The sequence below is a fragment of the Microcystis protocystis FBCC-A270 genome (assembly GCF_050500235.1).
GTDB classification, from domain to species: domain Bacteria; phylum Cyanobacteriota; class Cyanobacteriia; order Cyanobacteriales; family Microcystaceae; genus Microcystis; species Microcystis ichthyoblabe_A.
Genome location: NZ_CP191407.1, coordinates 1,329,562 through 1,350,392, shown reverse-complemented (window position 1 = coordinate 1,350,392; position 20,831 = coordinate 1,329,562). Strand labels below are relative to the sequence as shown.

The window sequence follows — 20,831 nt, the reverse complement described above, 5'->3', positions numbered from 1 at the left end:
TTTAGGCGTGATCGCTAGAAGTTTCCGTATATCACGCCCAAAAGCGTGTTAGCCAGATTAGCATATTGTCAAAAACCTTGTTTAACTAAATTTCTGACAACTAGGCTGATTCTAGCGACGATTATTTGATCTGACCGCACCCCTTAACAAAAATTTATAATTATTCGATTCGTTTAACTGTCGGGGGACTCTGTAAAGATTTTTTACCTGGAAATCCACACCCACCAACAAACTTTTTGCCGCAAACCCTAATTCAACCTTTTGCTCCTGTACTTTTAGCAGCACAGGAGCAAAGCTGAAAATAAAAATTAATAATTGTCCTCATCGGTGATAACTTCCACGGGAATCACTTCTTCTAACACTTTTTCCTGCATTTCTTGGCGACGAATCGGTATTTTGGTTTTTTCCAATTCAGGTAAAGCGACCAATTCCCGTTGTTTTTCCCGGACAGTATTGGGTAACAACATCGGTAAAGGTTCGGGAGTTTCTAACCAGTAGCTGGCCACCGGTAAAGTATGTTCTAAATCTTCCAATAAACGGGGAATAATCATCACCGCGTGCAGTTCACCGATTTTCTCTGCTTCCCGCATTCCCGCATCAATGGCCACGGCCACATTAGCGACGGAACCCCGGATAATGGCCGTACACAAACCATCCCCAATTGTTTCGTAGGAAGCTAACTGCACATCGGCGGATTTTAACATGGCATCGGCTGCCCCCACCATAGCAGGAAAACCGCGGGTTTCCAAGAGACCGATCGACATATTGCTCAGTTTGCTGAAACCCCGTTGACTTTGGGCAATTTCGGCTAAACGGCTACCAATGGGGAAAATTACCTCTAAATTGGGCATCGGTCGGGGAATAACCGATTTAGATACCAATTGTCCGAACTGTGCGGCGGTTTTTGCCCCTTCTTCCACTGCTAACCGCACATCGGCAATATTACCACGCACGATCGCAGTACAGTGACCACCGCCAATTTTTTCGTAACCCACGAGGGTAACTTCTGCCGATTTTAGCATCATATCCGCCGTCCCGACGATCGCCGGAAAGCTGAGGGTAGAGACTAAACCCAAGGCACTATCTTTGGGGTGACGCTTGGTTTTCATCGTCCTTTGACCGGGGTTAGTTGTGGACGAGGGGGGAATGCTTCCATTAACTCTTAATCTAGACATTGAAGATAAACTTGCCCTAACAGGTACGAAGGGGGTGATTGTCAGCTATCCTGTTACTATCTAGTCTATCCTGTTAACCTTAATTGCTATTGAAGATTTTTGAGGGATTAGATAAATTTTAGTTATTGTAGCTTGATCAAGTTGTCTATGACAGAACAGCCTCGCAGTACAGATGATCGAATCAGCGAAACGGAAGCGACCGAATTAATGCGCTCGCTGCTTCATAAGGAAGGAAATTGGGTGAATTGGGGGCAAAAATGTCAAAAACTGCAAAAAGCTGGCTACGATTCCCAGTTAATTTTTGAACAAACCGGGTTTCAAAATGCCCAACAAAATTTAATTATTGTCGCTGCTCAAGTTTTTGAGAGTTTAATCAAATCGGGAGCAGATGAAGATTTGTTAAGTTACTACATCGGGCCGCGCAGTGATGTGCTATACGAATTACGGATTCTCAACCAAGAACAAAGATTGGGGGCAGCGAAATTAGCGGCAGAAAAAAGGATTGAAGTGGCTGAAGCACACGATATCGCCAAGGCTATCCAGGATTTTTCCCGTTTATCCCAGATTCCCAGTGAATTTACCCGTCATCCTGGAGATGCGATCGCTTATCAGTGTTGGAAACGGGGCAAACAAAAGCGAGATTTAGCCGAAAGAGCGAAATTAATCGCTAAAGGTTTGAAATTTGCCCATTCTGACTCGGCCAGACAGGCGATCGAGTCCTTACTACAAGATTTTACCGTTACTCCCACCCGTAGCGCTCCCCTGCTACCCGTCCATCGTTTACAGGATGAGGACGAATTAGCCAGAATTATTCCTTTAGTGGGAAGATTTCCGGTGACGGTAACTGATATAAAACACACAGAAAGTTTGAGCGTCGAGGAACCTTTTCGACTGGTAACGGTGGGGGATAAACAAACAATTGTGCCTCTCCCCGGTTGGCAAGCAATTCTCAAGGCGATCGATCCTGTAGCTATTTTATGGCCTAGCGATCAATTACCTCGATCGATTGCCACTAGGTCTGAGGAAGTGTTATTAGTAATCGATCGAGTTTTGGCCGAATGGGACGTGAACAATTATTATCTAGTAGAGAGAGATAATTCCGTCTCTTTACAATGGTTTGATAGTTCCCCCGATGTCACCATACTAGGTGAATTGATCTTGATTTTAAGAGCCAAAAATATTCTCGATGAAAACAACATCACCGAACCCTGGCAAATGGACGACTAAATCAGTGATCAGTGATCAGTAACCAGTGATCAGGTTTAAGCTATTAGTTATGAGTGGGAATAAGAAAATAGATAAACTGAACACTGAATCGAATAAAACTGGTCACTACTAACTTGTAGCTGACGGCATAACTTAAGAAACTAAGAGACATTTTTCAAGGAAAAAGTAACAAAGAGGACAAAGGAGACAGGAGACTCGGAGACAGGAGACAAATTTACCATACTTTTGCCTTTTGACTCTTGCCTTTTTCTGGCTGATAACTGATAACTGATAACTGATAACTGAATATATGCGTGCAGTAATTTGTGGATATTATGGGAGAGGAAACGGAGGAGATGAGGCATTATTAGTGTCTCTATTGCAGATGTTACCCTCAGAAATTAAACCTATTGTTTTGTCAAATAATCCCAAAGAAACCAGTCAACGTTATGGGGTGGAAACCTGTCCTAGTCGGGATTGGTGGCAAGTTTTTCAAACTCTTAAAAAAGCCGATATATTTATCTGGGGTGGTGGCAGTTTAATGCAGGATGTCACCAGTTTTGCCAGTCCAATTTATTACGGTGGTTTAATGGCTCTTGCTCAATTATTGGGCTTAAAAACTATTGCTTGGGGGCAGGGAATTGGACCATTAAATAGACCTTTTACCCGTTGGTTAACCAAAAAAGTCTTAAAACAATGTAGTTTAGTTACTGTGCGCGATGATATATCGGCTCATTTAGTGGCTGATTGGGGTATTAGTCCCATTGTTGCCCCCGATCCAGTATGGGCTTTAGAAGCTCAATCAGTCAAGGGATTATCGGATTTACCCGCCCCAAGAATCGCCGTCAATTTACGTCCCCATCCCCTATTAACCCCAGCAAAATTAGATAAATTAACCCAAGCTTTAATTCATTTGCAAACCAGTACGGGGGCGTTTATTCTCTTAGTCCCTTTTCAAAAGTCGCGGGATTTGCCCCTCTGTGAAGCTGTAGCACGTCAATTAAGGGAAAATTATCAAATCATTAGCTTAGAGGATCCAAGACAGTTAAAAGGCTTATTTCGCGGGGTAGAAATGGTGATCGGAATGCGCTTTCATAGTTTGATTATGGCCGCGGCAGAAGATTGTCGTTGTTTTGCCCTTAGTTATGATCCGAAAGTGTCGCGATTAATTGCCGAAGTACCGATACCGGGTTGGGAATTAGATCAGTTACCAGAGGCAGTTAATGATATTAGTAACACTTGGATTAATTTTTATGCCAATGGAGAGGGATTAACCAGCGATCGCAAACATTTTTTAATCGATCGAGCTTTAATTCATCGAGAAATTTTATCTAGATTGGTGAGCTAATTTTTATGTCGAGTGCTATTACCGAAGCGATCACGACTTCACGACTATTGCCCTGGGTGAGACAAGATTTGGCTCTACCGAACCTGTCATGTAAAACTATCAACAACTTATGCTTGTAAAGCTTGTACACTAAGGCTTTGAATTTTTGTTAGATTGATATTTATCAACTTTAGAGCATTGCTGTGCAGAGAGGGAGCTTGAGGAATTTTCTACAGTGTAAGTTCGGAAGAACCGAAAAAGAAAGAGTCGAAATGGAGCAAAAAGTAAGCGTGGAGAGATTCCAGGGCGTGTAGATATCAGCGAGCGACCAGCAATTGCTGACCAGAAAACCGAAATCGGTCATTGGGAAAGTGACACAATGATTGGAGGCAATCATCTAGGAGTTCTCGTTACATATATGGACAAAGCCTCGAAATTTTTAGTAGCAGGATTAGCCAAAAACAAAACCGCATCGGAAATCAATAGAGTCACAGAAAAACTTTTCCAAGAGATTCACCCTGACAAAAGAAAAACCTTTACTTGTGACAAGGTTAAAGAATTTTGGCTCTCCCAGGTTTGGTGGGTAAAATGTATTCTAAGATACATTCCTCCTAGCGAGGGGGTGGAACGAACCACAAAGACACAAAGGACACAAAGATCGATCGATCATAATGTAAGTTAAACTTATCACACAGAACCTAGAAGAGCCTCTCTAGCTTGATTTTCTCACCTTGAGTGTGTGACTGCTCACCTCTTTGTAATAAACCTACACCTGTCAGAACGGGTGATGGGGGTAGAGGTGGACAGTGCGATCGCTCATTTGGATGAGTTAGCCCGCAGTCGCGGCTATAATGTGGTTAAAAGGATGACAGCTTGGACAAAGTTAATCACGGCAGTCCCGGGAGGAAAAGCGCAACTAGAGACGCTCGTGACGGGAGTACATACCAGGGTCGATAATTTTTGCTTATAGAATCGTGAAATGCTTACTAGGCAACACTTTTAGGACTATTTTTGGAAAAAAACTATCAGTATAGACCTCGTTTCCACACAGAAACCAGAAGAGCCCCCAATCTAGAATGATAAAATAGGTGAAGTTCAAAGCATCATTCATTAGCTATGACCACAACCCACAAAGTAGAAATTTCTCATTTAGGAAAAATACAAACGATCGAAGTTAGGGAAGATCAAACTATACTACAAGCGGCCTACGATGCGGGGATTGACTTACCCAGTTCTTGCAATGCGGGCGTATGTACTACCTGCGCCGCTCAACTTTCCCAGGGTAGCGTCGAACAAGGTGAGGGCATGGGATTATCCCCTGACCTGCAAAAAGAGGGCTATGCTTTGTTATGTGTGGCCTATCCTCGCTCCGATATTAAACTGGAATCTGGCAAGGAAGAAGTAGTTTATCAACGTCAATTCGGGAAACCCTAGGCCAGACTGGGGTTAAGATGACAAATTTTCGGGGGTTTCCCCCCAAAAAAAACAAATTTTGAGCCAATAAAACCCAGCAAACCCTAACTAATAGCTGAATGCTGACTACTAAGGGAGAACTTTTCCTCTCTACCTTTGAGGGCCGCTTTCATGAAACCAGAAAAGAGAGGATGAGCTTTATTGGGACGAGAGCGAAATTCGGGATGAAATTGGGTAGCAATAAAGAAAGGATGTTTTGGTAGTTCGATAATTTCCACCAAACGACCATCGGGAGAAGTGCCACTCACCAGATAACCAGTCTCAAAAAAGAGACTACGATAGGCATTATTGAACTCGTAACGGTGACGATGGCGCTCATAGATAACCTCTTGACCGTAGAGGGAGAAAGCCAGACTATCGGGATTTAAACGGCAGGGATAGAGACCTAAGCGCATTGTTCCCCCTAAATCTACCACATCCGCCTGTTCTGGCAGTAAATTAATCACTGGATTCGGTGTATCCTCTTCAAATTCGGAACTATTGGCCCTTTCTAATCGGGCCACATTGCGACCCCATTCGATAATCGAACACTGCATCCCTAAACAGAGACCCAAGAAAGGAATATTATTGACCCTAGCATACTCGATCGCCTTAATTTTGCCATCCACACCCCTAATACCAAAACCACCTGGTACAACAATACCGTCAACACCACTTAAATGAGCTTCGGCCGAATCGTTATCCACATCTTCAGCACTTACCCAACGCAATTCTATCTCGCTATTAAGGGCAATAGCAGCGTGTTTGAGGGCCTCCACCACCGAGAGATAAGCATCCCCCAACTGCACATATTTACCAACGATAGCTATCTCTAATTTTTGACCGGGGGATTGCATCTGTCGGATGAGATTTTCCCACTCCTCCAGATGGGGGTATCGGGGACCCAGGTTTAATAATTCTAGGGTTTGTTGCGCTAATCCCTCTTTTTCCAGATTGAGAGGCACTTCATAGATACTGCTGGCATCCTGAGCAGTAATCACCGATTCTACCGGCACATCACAGAAAGCTGAGAGTTTTTCTTTTAACCCCGGTTGTAGGGGTAGATGACAACGACAGACTAACACATCCGGTTGAATACCGATCGATCTTAATTCCTTGACCGAGTGTTGCGTCGGTTTCGTTTTCATCTCCTTGGCCGCCGGAATCCAAGGAATTAGGGTAACGTGCATATAAACCACGTTATTTCGACCTACATCCTTCCTAAATTGCCTAATTGCTTCTAAAAAAGGCAAAGATTCGATGTCTCCCACCGTACCACCAATTTCTGTGATGACAATATCGGGGTTGGTATCTTTGGCCACCCGGAGAATCCTTTCCTTGATTTCGTTGGTAATATGGGGGATTACCTGCACCGTTCCCCCCATATAAGCACCACGGCGCTCTTTATTCAATACCGCTTGATAAATCGAGCCGGTAGTCACACTATTGAGACGGGAGAGTTCCGTATCGGTAAAACGTTCGTAGTGGCCAAGGTCGAGGTCGGTTTCGGCCCCATCATCGGTGACAAATACCTCTCCGTGTTGAAAAGGACTCATTGTACCCGGATCCACGTTGATATAGGGGTCTAATTTCAGAATTGAGACGGAATAATCCCGACTTTTCAACAATCTTCCCAAACTAGCGGCGACAATTCCTTTCCCAATACTGGAGACGACTCCCCCGGTGACAAAGACAAATTTACTCATAAAATTTTTCCTGCGATCAATTATACCTAGCAAGGGGTGAGAGTTTTCGGGATGGGGCGGTGTCATTTTCCCAGATTTCATTATAACCGGAGGATCTATACCCCGATCCTCGTTTTAGCTCCCTCTCGAAAATCTATGGCACCACAACTTCATCCCTCTTTAGTCACCTTCATCCCGATCATGTAAATTTTCCGCTACAATCGAGAGTACTAAGACTCAGGCAATTGTAAAGTAATATTAATGGTAGATTTTAATACCCTCGCTGAATTTTCCCGCAACTATTGCGTCTCGATTTGTGCCTTTTTAGTACCCGCTAACTTAGTAACCACCCTTTTAACGGTTCTTTTTCTCTATTTCGGTCGTCCTACCCGTCAAATCTTCCCCATTGCTTCCCTAGCTTTGTTGTTCGCCCTCACCATGTTTCTCCACGTCGCCACTTGGTTAATGATTGGTGTGGTTATGGCCCCCACTTTTATCCTCTTTGGACTGGGTTTAACCTGTTTTGTGATCAATCTTCAAGCCATCAGCGATCGCCAAAGTTTGGAACAGTTATTACATACTGGGGTTAGTCGTCTGGCCCGCTCTTTCAACTAAGGAAAAGCGCCAAGACTTCCCACTTCCCACTTCCCCCATAGTTGAACCAATAGGCTAATCTTGATGCGTCCAAGAGCGATGAGCCAGACGCAAACCCCAATCGAGCAGATAACCAATCGCACCAATAACGAGAATCACTGCCATCAACTCTGAATAGGCGAGTCGATCGCGTGTATCGAGAATATAATAACCCAAACCCGCACTAACCCCCAGCATTTCCGCCGGGACAAGAACGATCCAGATAATACCTATAGCCAAACGGAAACCAGTTAAGAGATGGGAGAGGATCGCAGGCAGAATAATCTGGAAAACCGTTTCCCCTCGCGTAGCACAGAGACTGTGGGCTAAAGTCAACCAAGAGCGATCAACCGCATTAACCCCAGCAGCCGTATTGAGAAGGATCGGCCAGATGGCCGCCACCGTCAGCAAAAAATACACCGGTAGATCACCAATTCCCAAAACCATCACCGCTAAAGGCATCCAAGAAAGGGGCGAGATCATGCGTAGAAATTGAAATACAGCCGACAAAGCCGATTCAAGGGAGCGATACAACCCGATTAATACCCCCAAAGGCACACCGATGGCACTAGCGAGAACCAAGCCCACAATAACCCGGCGGCAACTGGTGAGGATATGGGGCATAATCTCCCCCCCAACAAAAAGCTGTAATAAAGCGACAAAAGATCGCTCAGGGGAAAAATCATTTAAAATCGGGTTTGAGTGCCATAGAGGACTGGTAAATAGCCACCAGAGCAATAATCCAAAACCGATACCCCATAAGGGTAGTAAAGCTCTTGGCGGGGAGGTCAAAGATTGTGACTTCATAGGTTCAGACCTTTAAAATTTGATCGTCTCGATGCGGGAGAGATTATTCGGTAAGCCGAAAGCTTTCGGTCCGCCCACCTGTTGCAAGGCATTACGGACAAAAGAGTCATCCACGAGATCCCGCGCCACCTGTCGGGGTTGCAGTTTTTGGAGAAAATCCGTATTTCCTTCCACCTGAGTGGTTTTGAGCAAGCGTACCAGTTCCGACCTATAGGAAGGGAAAGGATAGGGCTGGAAATCGATCCGGTTGACCTGCCAAGCTGGATTCTCGATCGCCCCGTCTTTCTTATAGAAATTGCGATCGTAGTAAGTAAGCGCCCGTTGCAATACTGGCAGCGGGTGAGGCGTATATTTTCCACCATCTTTAGAGAGAATCCGGGCCACTTCCGAGCGATTGCTCCGGGACCAGAGTTGAGCTTTAACGAGGGCGTTTACCACCCTCTGCGTCCATTGTTTCCGTTGCCTAATATCCTCCTCGTGAACAAAGACGACGCAACAGGCGTGATTCTTCCAGACATCGCCGGTGAAACGGAGAACCCTACCGGTTTTGAGATTTTCCGCCGCCGCGTTGAAAGGTTCAGCCACGATATAACCGCCGATGCTCTTATTGGCGAGGGCTGATACCATATCCGGGGGCGGGAGAACCACTAGATTAACCTCGTTAGAAGCGATCGGCGCGTCCTTGGCTTTGCGAACTATTTTCAGCCCGTTACGTTGTAAGAGTTGTTGCAAGACCAAATTATGAATCGAATACCAGAAAGGAACCGCGATCGTTTTACCTCCCAATTCCCTGGGATTTTCAATATCGGGAAGGACGGTGAGGGCTGAACCGTTGGTATGGTTCCAAGCGACGATTTTAGCGGGGAAATTGCGCCCGTAACGAATCCAGATCGAGGTGGGAAAAAGAACATGAATAACGTTCACCTGCCGAGCGAGAAAGGCTTCAACAATCTGCGCCCAAGAACGGAATAGGCGCGGTTGTTCGGCAGTTAAACCTTCCGCTTGATAAAGTTTTCGCGAGTGGGCCACCAATAGGGGGGCGGCATCCGTAATCGGTAGATAACCGATTTTCACAGGCTGATCTTTGGCATTGGCGTGAACGGGGAGATTCCAATTATCGGCGGCGATCGCTGCCCCGAAGGAACTGGTAAACAGTGCCGAAAGTTTCAGGAAATCTCGACGGCTCATGCCGCAACAAGCACAATTATCGTGTAGGTTCATGGATTTACAGTGTCATGACAAGGGCTAATTCTTGAAAAATTGACTGGCGTAGATCACTCAAAAGCTTGGCTGACTCGAAACGGGGTTTCGGCATCGAGATGGTCCATTCTCGGCGGATGCCCACCGGATGACGGCCCATGAGAAGAACTCGATCGGCCACTAATAGGGCTTCGTCGATGTCGTGGGTAACGAGGAGAACCGTGCTGTTATAGAGAGCTATGACTTCTAGGAGGAGTTTTTGCATCTCGAAACGGGTGATCGCGTCGAGGGCGCTAAACGGCTCATCCAGGAGGAGGAGAGAGGGGCGGCGGGCGAGGACGCGGGCTAGAGAAACTCTCTGAGCCATACCGCCCGATAGTTGATGAGGATAGGCACGCTCGAAGCCCTCTAGTTTGACGCTTTTAACGGCGGTGTGAACCCTTTCGCGCAATTGCTGATGATCGAGGCGGGGCATCCGCTTTAATTTCAAACCAAAAGCCACGTTTTGCCAAACGGTTAACCAAGGTAAAAGGGCGGGGGATTGAAAGACGATCGAGCTGCGGATGTCTGGGGCTTGTAGGGGTCGTGAGTGCAATTGTATTTCTCCGCCATCGGCACTTTGCAAACCAGCGGCGGTAGCAAGGAGGGTAGATTTACCACAACCACTGGCCCCAAGCAAACAAACTACCTCACCGGAGCGCACCTGTAGGTTAATATCCTCAAAAACGGTACGGTAGCCATGGCGGGTTTTATAGCGTTTATGGAGATTTTTGAGGGTGAGGACGGGGTAATCCGTGGCGATACTCATTGCCTCACCCCCGCTCGCTCGAGTTCGCCAGGGAGAATTTTATCGGTAGCGGACTGACGTTGTAACTCTCTTTCCAGTTGAATCAGGCTCGGAGTTAACACAGGTAAAAAGGCGACCTCGCGCAGCCGTCGGGCCGTGTCGCTATTACGAAAATAGCCTTTTCCTCCCTTAATTTCCGCTTCTAACCCTACGGATTCCACCGCTAACCGGGTAATGTCCACTCTGAGGGTGAATAGTTGGCGTGTTCGTCCGAGATCGAAGCTTTCTAGGGTGCTGAATTGCTCGATTGTCTTTTCTAGACGAGTCAGACGCTCCCGGGCGAAGAAATAACGATCGCTGGCTACCGCTGCCTTTCCCCCTAAACTTTTCTCTGTCTCCCCAAGGGATTTACGCGTAATGCCAAGGGCCAGTCCGCATTGTAACAGCAAGAAACAGGGGCGGACTGAGGGTAAAAATTTTGCTGCTTCCAAGCTGATAATCCAGTCGTGAGATAACTGAACTCGATCGAATTCAAGGGTACTGGTCCGGGAAGCCTGTAAACCCAATAATTGTAGGTCTTCACCCCGTTTTAACCCCTCTGCGAAGGAGGGAAGGGCGAGGATAAGAGTTTCTCCCGATGTAGTTTGAGCGGCAACGGCCACTATAAATTCTCCCTTAGAGTCGAGGTTAGAGGCCCAGGGCAGGAAGCCATTAACAGTGACGTTTTCTCCCTCGATTTTTGCCTGTAAACGCAGCTCCTCGATACCGCCGAGGTACTTCATGGCGTTGGAGAGTCCTGTGGCTCCGGCTATCTCTCCCTTGAGAACAGCAGGTAGAATTTTGTTTTGTAGATAAGTGTTATTACTGGCGGCCAGATATTGAATGAAGACGCGCTGACACCAGAAAACAAAACCGGTGGTCAGGCAGCATTGGGACACAGAGGAGATCGCCTCTACTGCCTGTAATAAGGAGCCACCCCGGCCTCCTAAGCTTTCAGGTATAGCATAGCCGAACCAGCCCGATTCTCCTAGCTTGGTTAGGGCCCAACCGACGTTGAGATTAGCTGTACCGTTGTTGAGGTCAGTGGCTCTTTCTTCCAGAAAAGAAAGAATTTCGGAGCCTCGATCGAGCATAATTGTTCTCTCCTAGGGGTGAATATTTTCAATCGAGGTCAAACTATCTATAGGTGCGCCGACCACTTCTCTGGCTCTTTTTACCGCCGCTTCATCGGGACTATCGTAGAAACAGAGACATTTACTCAAGTCTTCGCAAACATAGGTCCGCTCGAAACTGACTTCCGGCACTTGAGCATAAAGGGGGGTTTTCTCCGCTTTTCGTTGCAGGTAAGTTTCCATGGTTAGCCCCGGGGGTAAGTTCCACTGTACTAGATAGTTGGCTTTGTCTTTGCGCTCTCGCACAGTGGCTAAGTCCTGCCCAATCAAGCGCATTTCCTTGATTAGTTGCCAACTGAGCCCAGCGTTTTCTAGTACTTGTTCGAGGGAGGCGCGATCAATCGCTTTGATAATCAGGAATAACCGCCCCTCTGTTTCACCGATTAGGGCTTCGATTAACTCTCCCTGGGATTTTGATGCGACTGTGGCAATGCGCTCCAATATCTCGCTCACCTCTTCTTTTGTCCTTTCTTGTCGATCATCCTCTACTAGATATAGAGTCATAATTCATCTGAAATACATTTACGATACATTTGAGTTTACTGCCTTTGGGAAAAAAAAGCAATATTTTCAAGCACATCAAAACGCCGCGGCCAGAACCCTTGCCTTGGCTGATATGCGTGACCCGATTGATAACCGCCCTTATCTGGCTGAATTTTTTTCGGCCAAAGACTTGACAAACTCTAAAATTTTTGCTAACCTTGTAGTAGAATGGGAATCCGTGTCGGCCTACGAACCCTCTTTTTAAATCTTTCTCAAGAATAAAAATTTTAACCCGAATTGCCGGTAGTAGCTAAACTAAGAGCAGTACCACGGGAAACGGTGATTATGGAAGTTATTTGCACGCGTCCCCACTGTCCGAGACCGCGTAATCAGTGCCTAGACCTAGACGATAGCAATCGCTTAACCTCGATCGAGCAGAAATATTGTATTACTTGCGGGATGCCATTAATTTTGGGGGGACGTTATTTACCAGAACGTCTATTGGGACAAGGGGGATTTGGGGCGGCATTTTTAGCAGTAGATCGTTATAGTCCCAAAAAAGCTAAATGTGTAATCAAACAATTTCAACCCTCTGGTAATTTAAGTCCCCAAGCTTTAGAAAAAGCGAAAAACTTATTTTTTCAAGAAGCGCACGTTTTAGAAGATTTAGGACGAGAACATCCTCAAATCCCCGATCTCTATGCTTTTTTCCCTTTAAAAGTCAAGAATCAATTAACGGGAGAAGAAGAGCAATTTTTCTATCTGGCCCAGGAATATATCGATGGTAAAAACTTAGAAGAAATTCTCCAACAGCAACAAAAACCCTTTCAAGAAAGTGAAGTCAAAAACATTCTCAAAGAATTACTTCTTATCCTCAAATTTATCCATGAAAATGGTTCCATTCACCGGGATATAAAACCATCTAACATCATGCGATCCCAAAATGGCCGTCTCTATTTACTCGATTTTGGGGCAGTAAAACAGGCAACTAATAACCCTAGTAATACACAAGAGAAATCCACAACAATTTATTCAGCCGGATTTGCTCCTCCCGAACAACAATTAGGCAATCAGGTATCGGCAGCCACGGATTTATATGCCCTAGCAGCCACCTGTGTTATGCTCTTAACTAATAGCGATCCTGATGAGCTATACGATCCGCAAAAACAGATCTGGAATTGGCAAAATTATGCCCCTAATATCAGTGCAGATTTAGCCCAAGTATTCAATAAAATGTTACTAGCAAATCCCCGGGATAGATTTCAATCCTGTGAAGAAGTTTTAACCGCTTTAAATCCTTCTCCCCCATCTCCTCCACCCTCTCCAATTCCCCCAGCTTCTCCGGTGATGAGAAAAACTTCCCGCTTTTCTCTTGGGGAAACTTTCGCTAATGCTGCCTTTACAGGATTTGAGGGGACATTATTAGTAATTGCCTTAAATAGTTTAGTTCCCTCGGCAGGAATTGTCATCGCCTTTATGATCTTAGGTGGCTTAGTTTTGGCATTATTTAAAAAAGTGATTGAAGGAAAAGATTTACCGATTCTAGCAGCAATTACCCTCGCCTTCCTGTTAATTCCGCAACTGCAAAACGGCCTAAGTTTTCCTGAAATTGCTATCATTGCCGTGATGGCAGCCATTGGAGCCATTGCTATTACTGCCTTTTTCCGGTTAATATATCAGATAATTTTGCGATTATTTTAAAACCCTGAAAGTTGCCAAATTATCATCACTACCGCCGGTAATCGTGCCACCGAGGTCTAAAATAGTTTGCAGATAGTCGAGGACTTCCTGAGAAATTAACTCTCCCGGCATCAAAACGGGAATACCGGGGGGATAGGGACAGATAACATCGGCACTAAGACGATCGAGGGCATTTTTCCGGGATACTATCTCTGTAGGGGCAAAAAAAGCCTTTCTAGGAGAAATAGCCAGATTTCCCGTGACTGGGGCAGGAGTCAGGGGTAAACTGGTAGAGGAAGGGGATTGAAGGGATTGAAAAGCAGTAATGAGGCGATTAATGTGTTCGCGATGATTGCCGATGGAGATAATAAAAGTAAGTTGGCTTAAAGTCGGTAATTCTGCCGTGACAGCGTATTTTTCTCGCAAAATATCGTCTATTTCGTAACCAGTTAAGCCAAAATCTTTGACAATTACCGTTAAACGAGTGCGATCGAACCAGTGACAACCCGGGATAGAATGGGGAAAGTCTAAAACAGAGATATTAGGAATTTTATCGAGTTCTTTTCGGGCAGAAGCGGCTAAATCGAGGGTTTTGGTCAGTAAATCTAGTCCTTGCGTCGCCATTTGCTTTCTAGCACTATCAAGGGAAGCGAGAAGTAGATAACTAGGGCTAGTGGTTTGAACTAATTGTAAGGCTCGATCGACTTTTTCGGAACTAATGCGATCGCTTTTTAAGTGTAACATCGATGCTTGAGTTAAGGCCCCTAAAACCTTATGGGTGGACTGAATAGCCATATCAGCGCCGAGAGACAGGGCAGCCGGAGGTAAATCGGGATGAAAGGCAAAATGAGCCCCGTGAGCCTCATCAACGAGCAGCGGGATGGAATAATGATTGGTAATCTGGGCGATAGTTTTTAAGTCACAGCAAACCCCTTGATAGGTGGGAGAGACTACCATTACCGCTTTTGCGTCGGGATGAAGTTTCAGGGCATTTGCGAGGGATTGGGGGGTTATATTTAAATTTAGATCGATAGTGGGATTATATTCGGGATTGATAAAGATAGGCTGCGCTCCGGAGAGAATTAAGCCCGAAATTGCCGATTTATGAATATTTCTCGCTAAAATAATTTTATCTCCCTCGCCGCAAGTGGCTAAAATCGCCGCAATAATGCCACAACTGGAACCATTGACTAAAAACCAGCTTTTATCTGCCCCAAATGTCTCGGCTGCTAAAATTTGCGCTTCTTTAATCACTCCCGTCGGGGCAAACAAATTATCCAGGTCGGGTAATTCGGGTAAATCGGCTTTAAAGACGCTTTTTCCTAGTAAATTACTTAAATCTTCCCCGATTCCTTCCCCCTGCTTATGCCCTGGCGCATAAAATGGTACATCTAAACTATTGACTTTTTTTTGCAGTTGTGCTAACAACGGAGCAGATTCTGGCGAAGGCATTTTGGGAAGGGATTATGAATTATGGCTCTCTTGGATTTGGTGGGTAAAATGTATTCTAAGATACATTCCTCCTAGCGAGGGGGTGGAAGGAACCACTCCAGACACAGAGGACACAAAGATTGATCGCTTTTCTAGTAAGTTAAACTGGTCGCAACGCGCTCGCTACGCGAGATCACACAAAGAATAAGAGAGCTGGAAAACTTCGTACCTCACTATTAAGATAACTGCTCTAACATCTCTAGGGACATTTAAGGCTTTTTGGACCCTATATCTGGGCAACGGTCAGACTTTTCGCTTTGTTGGTTGCCATCGAGAAATTAAGCGAAAATCCCGACCATATTAAGCGGATTTCGCCGATAGCATATCTCGAAAAGAACGCCATCCTAAGTCTGATATAGCACGGGATAGCTTACGGTTTTAACCATTCCTGATGTGTTGAAATCTTCTAAAACTATCGTAGTGAAAAAGCTAATTAGGCAAGGGATTCTCCCACTTCTAAGAGGGGACAAAAGGGAAAATAGGGAGAAACCGTCCAACGATAGAATTTTTTGCTGCTGGTGGACTGAAGATTAAAACGCAGGGAAACAAAGGGGAAAAAGGGAGATACGGAACAATTCCAACTGAAAGCCGGCTTAGAACTGCTATTATCGTCTTGCAAAGACCAAGCAGGGTATTGAAAAACCTCGCGGACGAGGGATTTTCCTTCATCGCTAACTTGGGCGCAGCTGCGACTAATGCCCGAAACCAAACAGAGACTATTACTGACACAATTATCATTAGAAGCCACGATCAGGAGATCTTCCCCAGTGGTGGTTAGTTCAAAAGCGATAAAATCTCCACCTTGCCAACGACTAAGGACTTGTCCCTGGGCATTCTGGTAGATAGCGCTGCAGTTTTCGGGATCGAGAAGACGATTACTATCGGGATCTAAGTAACCGCAAACCTTGCCCATCAGACGAGTTCCATCCTGAAACCCATAGACCCAATCAAAGGTATCGATGTTAGCGGCCTTTTGATTGTTTTTGTTAACCAATAGTAATCGATCACTGACCACGGTTATTAATTCTCAATAAAACTAAGCTTCCCTTAATAACAAAGGTATCACTAAATACTAATTTCCCAAGGAAAAGATTTACTAATCTTAACTTGTTGGCCTTGGGGGAGAGTGGACTGGTCAACTTAAATCAAGGCCAAAACCTGCTATCTTATGGGGAGACAAAAATTATCTAGATCTTGTTTTAGCGAGTGGTAGTAAGGGCATGGCGTACAAGCGGGTATTATTAAAACTGAGTGGGGAGGCCCTGATGGGCAATCTCGGCTATGGGATCGACCCGATGGTGGTTTCCGCTATCGCTCAGGAAATCTCCGAAGTGGTTGACCAAGGCATCCAATTGGCGATCGTGGTCGGTGGGGGCAATATTTTTCGGGGGGTGAAAGCCGCCTCGGCTGGCATGGATCGGGCCACGGCCGATTATATTGGTATGATAGCAACAGTCATGAACGCCATGACCTTGCAGGATGCCCTAGAACGAGCGCAAGTACCGACCAGGGTATTAACGGCGATCGCGATGCAGGAATTAGCTGAACCCTACATCCGCCGGCGGGCCATCCGTCATCTGGAAAAAGGTCGGGTGGTGGTTTTCGGTGCGGGATCGGGTAATCCTTTCTTTACCACCGATACCACGGCAGCCCTACGGGCTGCCGAAATCGATGCGGAAGTGGTGTTTAAAGCGACGAAAGTGGATGGGGTTTATGATTCCGATCCCTCTCACAATCCTAATGCGCGACGCTTTCAAAGTCTCACCTACGGTCATGTGCTGACCCATGATCTGCGGGTGATGGACGGAACTGCGATCGCTCTGTGCAAGGAAAATAATATTCCGATAGTCGTTTTCGATCTGTCGGTAGCAGGTAATATTGTTCGCGCTGTCAAAGGTGAACCCGTTGGAACATTGGTAGGAGGATTCTGTGAAGTTAGCTGAAGTTCAAGACCATATGCAGAAAACCGTCGAATCAACCCAGAGAGCTTTTAATACGATTCGTACCGGCCGCGCAAATGCTTCTCTTTTAGATCGAATCGTGGTGGAGTATTATGGCATGGAAACTCCCCTCAAGTCCCTGGCCACTATTAGCACTCCCGACGCAACCACGATCGCTATTCAACCCTTCGATCGTACCAGTATGGGGGCGATCGAAAAGGCGATTTCTCTCTCGGACGTGGGTTTAACCCCCAGTAATGACGGTCAGACCATTCGTTTGAATATCCCTCCCCTCACTAGCGATCGCCGCAAGGACTTGGTCAAATTAGCGGCGAAATTGGCCGAAGAGGGAAAGGTGGCTGTCCGCAATATTCGCCGGGATGCGATCGATGCTATCCGTAAACAGGAAAAAAGTCACGAAATTTCTGAGGATGAATCCAGGGATTTACAGGATCAAGTCCAGAAATCCACCGATAAATTTATCGCCAAAATCGAGGATTTATTAACGACAAAAGAAAAAGATATCATGACCGTTTAAGTTTTTTTCTCCTAAGAAATAGAACAGGCTTTTTGTCTGTTCTATTTGGTTTTTTATCCCTAGGTAAAAGCTAGGGGGTAGTGGGGAGGTTTGGGGGTGAAGTCTTTCCGTATCGAGGCATCTCAGGTTATCAAAAATTCGAGTTTAAAATCCCGTCATTTGAGGACGGGGTAAGTTGTTGACTATCTCATTAAAGTCTTAGATTGTAAAATCTACAGCAATTTTCTGTTACACCAAATCAGCTGAAGCGTTCCACATCCTTGCCTAAAATCTTTGATCGCTGCCAAAAAAGTTTTTGGCTAAGAAAAATCCTAATCAATGGGTTGACAGCAGGAGATAGGAGGGACTTTTTGATAGTTTTTGTTTTCTGGACTTAATTAAGTACGTAGGCGTTAAAAATTATCAAATGCCCCCCTTATCAAGGAGGGCAGGGGGGATCAAACCCAAAATCTATCTTCAATTTAATTATAACCAGCTACTTACCATTTTTGCTAATCTAACCAATAGCTCAAGGGCAGCGGGCAGCGAGGGTTGAAAAGAAAATCACCCGCACGAAGTTTATCCATTTTAAAATGACAGCATTCCTATTAGAGAGTCGCTATTAAATGCTAAACAATCGCTATGAAATCTTGGAACAACTAGGTAGAGGCGGTTTTGGCGAAACTTTCCTCGCGATCGATACTCGTATGCCCTCCCGCCGTAAATGTGTAATCAAGCAACTAAAGCCAGATGATACAACTAACACAGCACCAACTCCCGGTTGGTTTGAAAAACGTTTCCAGCGAGAAGCCGCTATTTTAGAAGAATTAGGGCGAAATAACCGACAAATTCCCCAACTTTACGAGTACTTTTCAGAAGGGGAAAATTTCTTCTTCGTCCAAGAATGGATTGAAGGGATCACCCTCAGTCAAAAACACCAACGAGAAGGCAACCTCTCGGAAGCGGAAGTAGAAAAAATTTTGCGAGAACTCCTACCCGTCCTCGACTACATCCACGGCCGAGGAATCATCCACCGGGACATCAAACCCGACAATATCATCCTGCGGGCCAGCGACGGTAAACCGGTTCTCATTGATTTTGGTATTTTCAAAGAGGTGAACAATATCAATGGCGGCAATAAAACAGTCCCATTGGGAACTCCTGGCTACATGGCATCAGAACAAGCAGCTGGCCATCCAGTTCGCTCCAGCGACCTCTACAGCTTGGGTCTAACCGCAATTTTCCTGCTGACGGGCAAAACTCCTCAAGCTCTCACCAGCGACCCCAACACCGGTGAAATCCTCTGGCGAAAAGATGCGCCCCACCGACCCTCGAATTTAGCCGCCGTTATCGATCGCGCTGTCCGTTTCCACCCCCGCGATCGCTTCACCTCTGCTCAAGAAATGTTAACCGACTTGCCTGGTTCCGCTGGACGGGAAAAAACATCTGTTGTTGTTCCTCCTGATACCAAAATTCTCCCGCCATCGAGGTTTGAACGTTGGTTCTGGGTAATTTTTATTGTTATAACTGGTGGGTTTTCTTTTGGGTTTGGCCATCCAATAATAAAACCGTGGTTGGATTACTTGTTCCCAAATGAACCAACGGTTAAAGAACTTCCCTTGATTGAGCCGTCGAGCCAGATTAATTCTTTTGTACTAGACGAAGATGGTCAAACTTTGCTAGGTGGGGATGAGAAAGGGAACATCTACCTGTGGGACGTGGCAACTGGAAAACGGAAAAAAACCATAGCAGGACAAGGAAAAGCTATTTTAGAGATCGCTATAAGTAACGATCAACAAATATTAGCCAGCAGCAGTGAAGATGGCACAATCAAGGTTTGGGATTTAAAAACGGGGAAAGAACGTATTACCCTGCCAAACCAACGAGGTTTGATCGCCCTAGCCTTAAGTTCCGATGGCAATACATTGGTTACTGGTGGAAAAGATACAACAGTTAAACTCTGGAATCTGTCAACAGGAAATTTAATCGAGACGCTACCGGTGGAAAAAGAGGTGGTATCCCTTGCCATCAATCAAGACGCATCAATTATCGTCAGCGGACATTCGGGCGGTGACATCAGTTTTTGGCAAAAACAAGGCAGTAACCCATACGAACCACGCATTTTTCCCTCTATCAATCCATGGACAGCCCCCTCGGTTGCCGTCAGTGCCGATGGAACCACCGCCGCTAGTAGCAGTTGCCAAGAAAATATCAGAATTTGGAAAGATAGCGATTGGAAAGATTCTCCTCTCCAAGCAGGGTCATCCGCCGATATCTGTTTGATAGTTATCAGCGAAGATGGCAAGATAATTGCTGGCCGCAGTTCCGATGAAACCATTAGATTATGGAACCTAAACACCAAAAAGGAGATTTTTAGCTACTCCCCTTCCTCTCCCAAATCTTTCGATTCACCTAGAATGATCGCCCTCAGTGGAGATGGGCGTACTGTTGCCAGCAATTTTGACAAGAAAATCCAAGTTTGGCGGCCGAGTTTCTGAATTATCGGTGTCAAGATTATCCTGACCAGCTTTTATACTACATCTTGTTTAATAACGTCTTCAAGGCTGATGACTGATAGCTATAAGTAAGTGGGAAGCGGGGCGCAGGTTTTCAAAGCTCGATCGGGAGTTAATCGTATTATTAAAAGTTGATTTGGGATGAATCCCATGTTAGACTAGCGACTAAAACGAAAAAAAGAGGTCATTGAGAATGAAACGCCGACAGCCATGCCAAATTCTGGCGATGTTATTTTTAACTGGTGCGGTCACTTTTAGTTTACCAGAACCTAGCAAGTCCGCAGGAAAGGGACTGTTCTTCTGCGGCCAACTTCAGGGAAAGTGGAATACCTTTGTCAAACGCCCTAAAAGAAATATAGCGATAATTGAATGGACTTCTAACGACTTTGCCGATTCAGGATGGGACAACAGGAAACGCTGCATCACGGTTTCTGATCGCTTTAATCAATATGCTCCTATGCTGACCAATGTTAAAACTTCAAATGTTAATGGCTATCCCGTCATCTGTGTTCCTAAAGTTAAGGGCGGCAGTTGTGCTAAAAACGAGGTATTATTCACTCTAAAAGCAGGAGTAAACTCTGAAGAAGTTGCCCAAAAACTATTTAATATGAATCGCTATGGCAATCCTTCAAAATTTAGATTTACTGACCAGCCTTTTTCCTATGATTCAGAAGGAGAACTTAATATTAATGTCGAGACTTTTATTAACAATCTTGAAGAAATAATCGAAGCTTCAGAAAATGAGCCTCGCTAGGAGTAA

20 protein-coding genes and 2 pseudogenes are annotated in these 20,831 nt (G+C 45.4%); 12 read left to right on the top strand and 10 right to left on the bottom strand.

Features of this window, described 5'->3' with window-relative positions; translation table 11 throughout:
* Positions 1-308 precede the first annotated feature (308 nt).
* On the bottom strand, positions 309-1,109 hold the full coding sequence (locus tag ACQY1X_RS06720; protein WP_002753877.1) for a carbon dioxide-concentrating mechanism protein: 801 nt from the start codon (positions 1,107-1,109) through the stop codon (positions 309-311).
* 213 nt (positions 1,110-1,322) lie between these two features.
* Between ACQY1X_RS06720 and ACQY1X_RS06715 the strand changes: the two genes are divergently transcribed.
* The 5 genes and pseudogenes from ACQY1X_RS06715 to ACQY1X_RS06695 all read left to right on the top strand — a co-directional run bounded on the left by ACQY1X_RS06715 (position 1,323) and on the right by ACQY1X_RS06695 (position 5,142).
* Positions 1,323-2,402, top strand: a complete 1,080-nt coding sequence (locus ACQY1X_RS06715) for a RuBisCO accumulation factor 1 (RefSeq protein WP_002753873.1) — start codon at positions 1,323-1,325, stop codon at positions 2,400-2,402.
* Positions 2,403-2,691: 289 nt separating this feature from the next.
* Positions 2,692-3,729: a polysaccharide pyruvyl transferase CsaB gene (gene csaB / locus ACQY1X_RS06710; RefSeq protein ID WP_430015503.1), complete on the top strand. Its 1,038-nt coding sequence runs from the start codon at positions 2,692-2,694 to the stop codon at positions 3,727-3,729.
* A gap of 235 nt (positions 3,730-3,964) precedes the next feature.
* Positions 3,965-4,270 (top strand): annotated as a pseudogene (locus tag ACQY1X_RS06705) (IS30 family transposase); the annotation flags it as partial.
* 177 nt (positions 4,271-4,447) lie between these two features.
* Positions 4,448-4,678, top strand: a complete 231-nt coding sequence (locus tag ACQY1X_RS06700; protein ID WP_238142312.1) for a DUF3352 domain-containing protein — start codon at positions 4,448-4,450, stop codon at positions 4,676-4,678.
* Positions 4,679-4,824: 146 nt separating this feature from the next.
* Entirely contained in the window at positions 4,825-5,142 is a 318-nt protein-coding gene (locus ACQY1X_RS06695) for a 2Fe-2S iron-sulfur cluster-binding protein (RefSeq protein WP_002732025.1), read from the top strand.
* A gap of 83 nt (positions 5,143-5,225) precedes the next feature.
* On the opposite strand, the gene pyrG is transcribed toward ACQY1X_RS06695, so the two are convergent.
* Entirely contained in the window at positions 5,226-6,866 is a 1,641-nt protein-coding gene (gene pyrG, locus ACQY1X_RS06690) for a glutamine hydrolyzing CTP synthase (RefSeq protein ID WP_430014226.1), read from the bottom strand.
* Positions 6,867-7,106: 240 nt separating this feature from the next.
* On the opposite strand from pyrG, the gene ACQY1X_RS06685 reads away from it, so the two are divergent.
* Positions 7,107-7,460 (top strand): hypothetical protein, encoded by a 354-nt coding sequence (locus ACQY1X_RS06685; protein ID WP_130758547.1) that lies wholly within the window; start codon positions 7,107-7,109, stop codon positions 7,458-7,460.
* Between the two features lie 54 nt (positions 7,461-7,514).
* On the opposite strand, the gene ACQY1X_RS06680 is transcribed toward ACQY1X_RS06685, so the two are convergent.
* The 5 genes from ACQY1X_RS06680 to ACQY1X_RS06660 are packed head-to-tail and all read right to left on the bottom strand — an operon-like array spanning position 7,515 to position 11,948.
* On the bottom strand, positions 7,515-8,285 hold the full coding sequence (locus tag ACQY1X_RS06680; protein ID WP_430014225.1) for an ABC transporter permease: 771 nt from the start codon (positions 8,283-8,285) through the stop codon (positions 7,515-7,517).
* 12 nt (positions 8,286-8,297) lie between these two features.
* Entirely contained in the window at positions 8,298-9,506 is a 1,209-nt protein-coding gene (locus ACQY1X_RS06675) for an ABC transporter substrate-binding protein (RefSeq protein WP_430014224.1), read from the bottom strand.
* A 4-nt stretch (positions 9,507-9,510) separates the two neighbouring features.
* Positions 9,511-10,293 carry an ABC transporter ATP-binding protein gene (locus tag ACQY1X_RS06670; protein ID WP_288138629.1) on the bottom strand — a complete coding sequence of 261 codons (783 nt, stop codon included), beginning with the start codon at positions 10,291-10,293 and terminating at the stop codon, positions 9,511-9,513.
* Positions 10,290-11,405 (bottom strand): acyl-CoA dehydrogenase family protein, encoded by a 1,116-nt coding sequence (locus tag ACQY1X_RS06665; RefSeq protein ID WP_430014223.1) that lies wholly within the window; start codon positions 11,403-11,405, stop codon positions 10,290-10,292. The genes ACQY1X_RS06670 and ACQY1X_RS06665 overlap by 4 nt, the downstream gene beginning before the upstream one ends.
* A gap of 12 nt (positions 11,406-11,417) precedes the next feature.
* A complete protein-coding gene (locus ACQY1X_RS06660) occupies positions 11,418-11,948 on the bottom strand; it encodes a DUF4242 domain-containing protein (RefSeq protein WP_002753852.1) in 531 nt (176 codons plus the stop codon).
* A 103-nt stretch (positions 11,949-12,051) separates the two neighbouring features.
* On the opposite strand from ACQY1X_RS06660, the gene ACQY1X_RS06655 reads away from it, so the two are divergent.
* Together ACQY1X_RS06655 and ACQY1X_RS06650 are read left to right on the top strand one after the other, a co-directional pair.
* Positions 12,052-12,192 carry a hypothetical protein gene (locus ACQY1X_RS06655; RefSeq protein WP_430015502.1) on the top strand — a complete coding sequence of 47 codons (141 nt, stop codon included), beginning with the start codon at positions 12,052-12,054 and terminating at the stop codon, positions 12,190-12,192.
* Between the two features lie 80 nt (positions 12,193-12,272).
* Positions 12,273-13,628 (top strand): protein kinase domain-containing protein, encoded by a 1,356-nt coding sequence (locus tag ACQY1X_RS06650; RefSeq protein WP_430015501.1) that lies wholly within the window; start codon positions 12,273-12,275, stop codon positions 13,626-13,628.
* Here ACQY1X_RS06650 and ACQY1X_RS06645 read toward each other — a convergent pair.
* The 3 genes and pseudogenes from ACQY1X_RS06645 to ACQY1X_RS06635 all read right to left on the bottom strand — a co-directional run bounded on the left by ACQY1X_RS06645 (position 13,620) and on the right by ACQY1X_RS06635 (position 16,113).
* A complete protein-coding gene (locus ACQY1X_RS06645) occupies positions 13,620-15,059 on the bottom strand; it encodes an aminotransferase class I/II-fold pyridoxal phosphate-dependent enzyme (protein WP_069475546.1) in 1,440 nt (479 codons plus the stop codon). The two genes, ACQY1X_RS06650 and ACQY1X_RS06645, sit on opposite strands and share 9 nt — an antisense overlap.
* 254 nt (positions 15,060-15,313) lie before the next feature.
* Positions 15,314-15,517: pseudogene (locus tag ACQY1X_RS06640) on the bottom strand (RNA-guided endonuclease TnpB family protein); the annotation flags it as partial.
* A gap of 14 nt (positions 15,518-15,531) precedes the next feature.
* Positions 15,532-16,113 carry a hypothetical protein gene (locus ACQY1X_RS06635; protein WP_002746740.1) on the bottom strand — a complete coding sequence of 194 codons (582 nt, stop codon included), beginning with the start codon at positions 16,111-16,113 and terminating at the stop codon, positions 15,532-15,534.
* Between the two features lie 205 nt (positions 16,114-16,318).
* Between ACQY1X_RS06635 and pyrH the strand changes: the two genes are divergently transcribed.
* The 4 genes from pyrH to ACQY1X_RS06615 all read left to right on the top strand — a co-directional run bounded on the left by pyrH (position 16,319) and on the right by ACQY1X_RS06615 (position 20,825).
* Entirely contained in the window at positions 16,319-17,041 is a 723-nt protein-coding gene (gene pyrH, locus ACQY1X_RS06630; protein WP_002732255.1) for a UMP kinase, read from the top strand.
* Between the two features lie 13 nt (positions 17,042-17,054).
* Positions 17,055-17,576, top strand: coding sequence for a ribosome recycling factor (gene frr / locus ACQY1X_RS06625; protein ID WP_228009490.1), 522 nt, complete (start codon positions 17,055-17,057; stop codon positions 17,574-17,576).
* A 605-nt stretch (positions 17,577-18,181) separates the two neighbouring features.
* Positions 18,182-20,053 carry a protein kinase domain-containing protein gene (locus tag ACQY1X_RS06620; RefSeq protein ID WP_430015500.1) on the top strand — a complete coding sequence of 624 codons (1,872 nt, stop codon included), beginning with the start codon at positions 18,182-18,184 and terminating at the stop codon, positions 20,051-20,053.
* Positions 20,054-20,264: 211 nt separating this feature from the next.
* Entirely contained in the window at positions 20,265-20,825 is a 561-nt protein-coding gene (locus tag ACQY1X_RS06615) for a COP23 domain-containing protein (RefSeq protein ID WP_430015499.1), read from the top strand.
* Positions 20,826-20,831 lie beyond the last annotated feature (6 nt).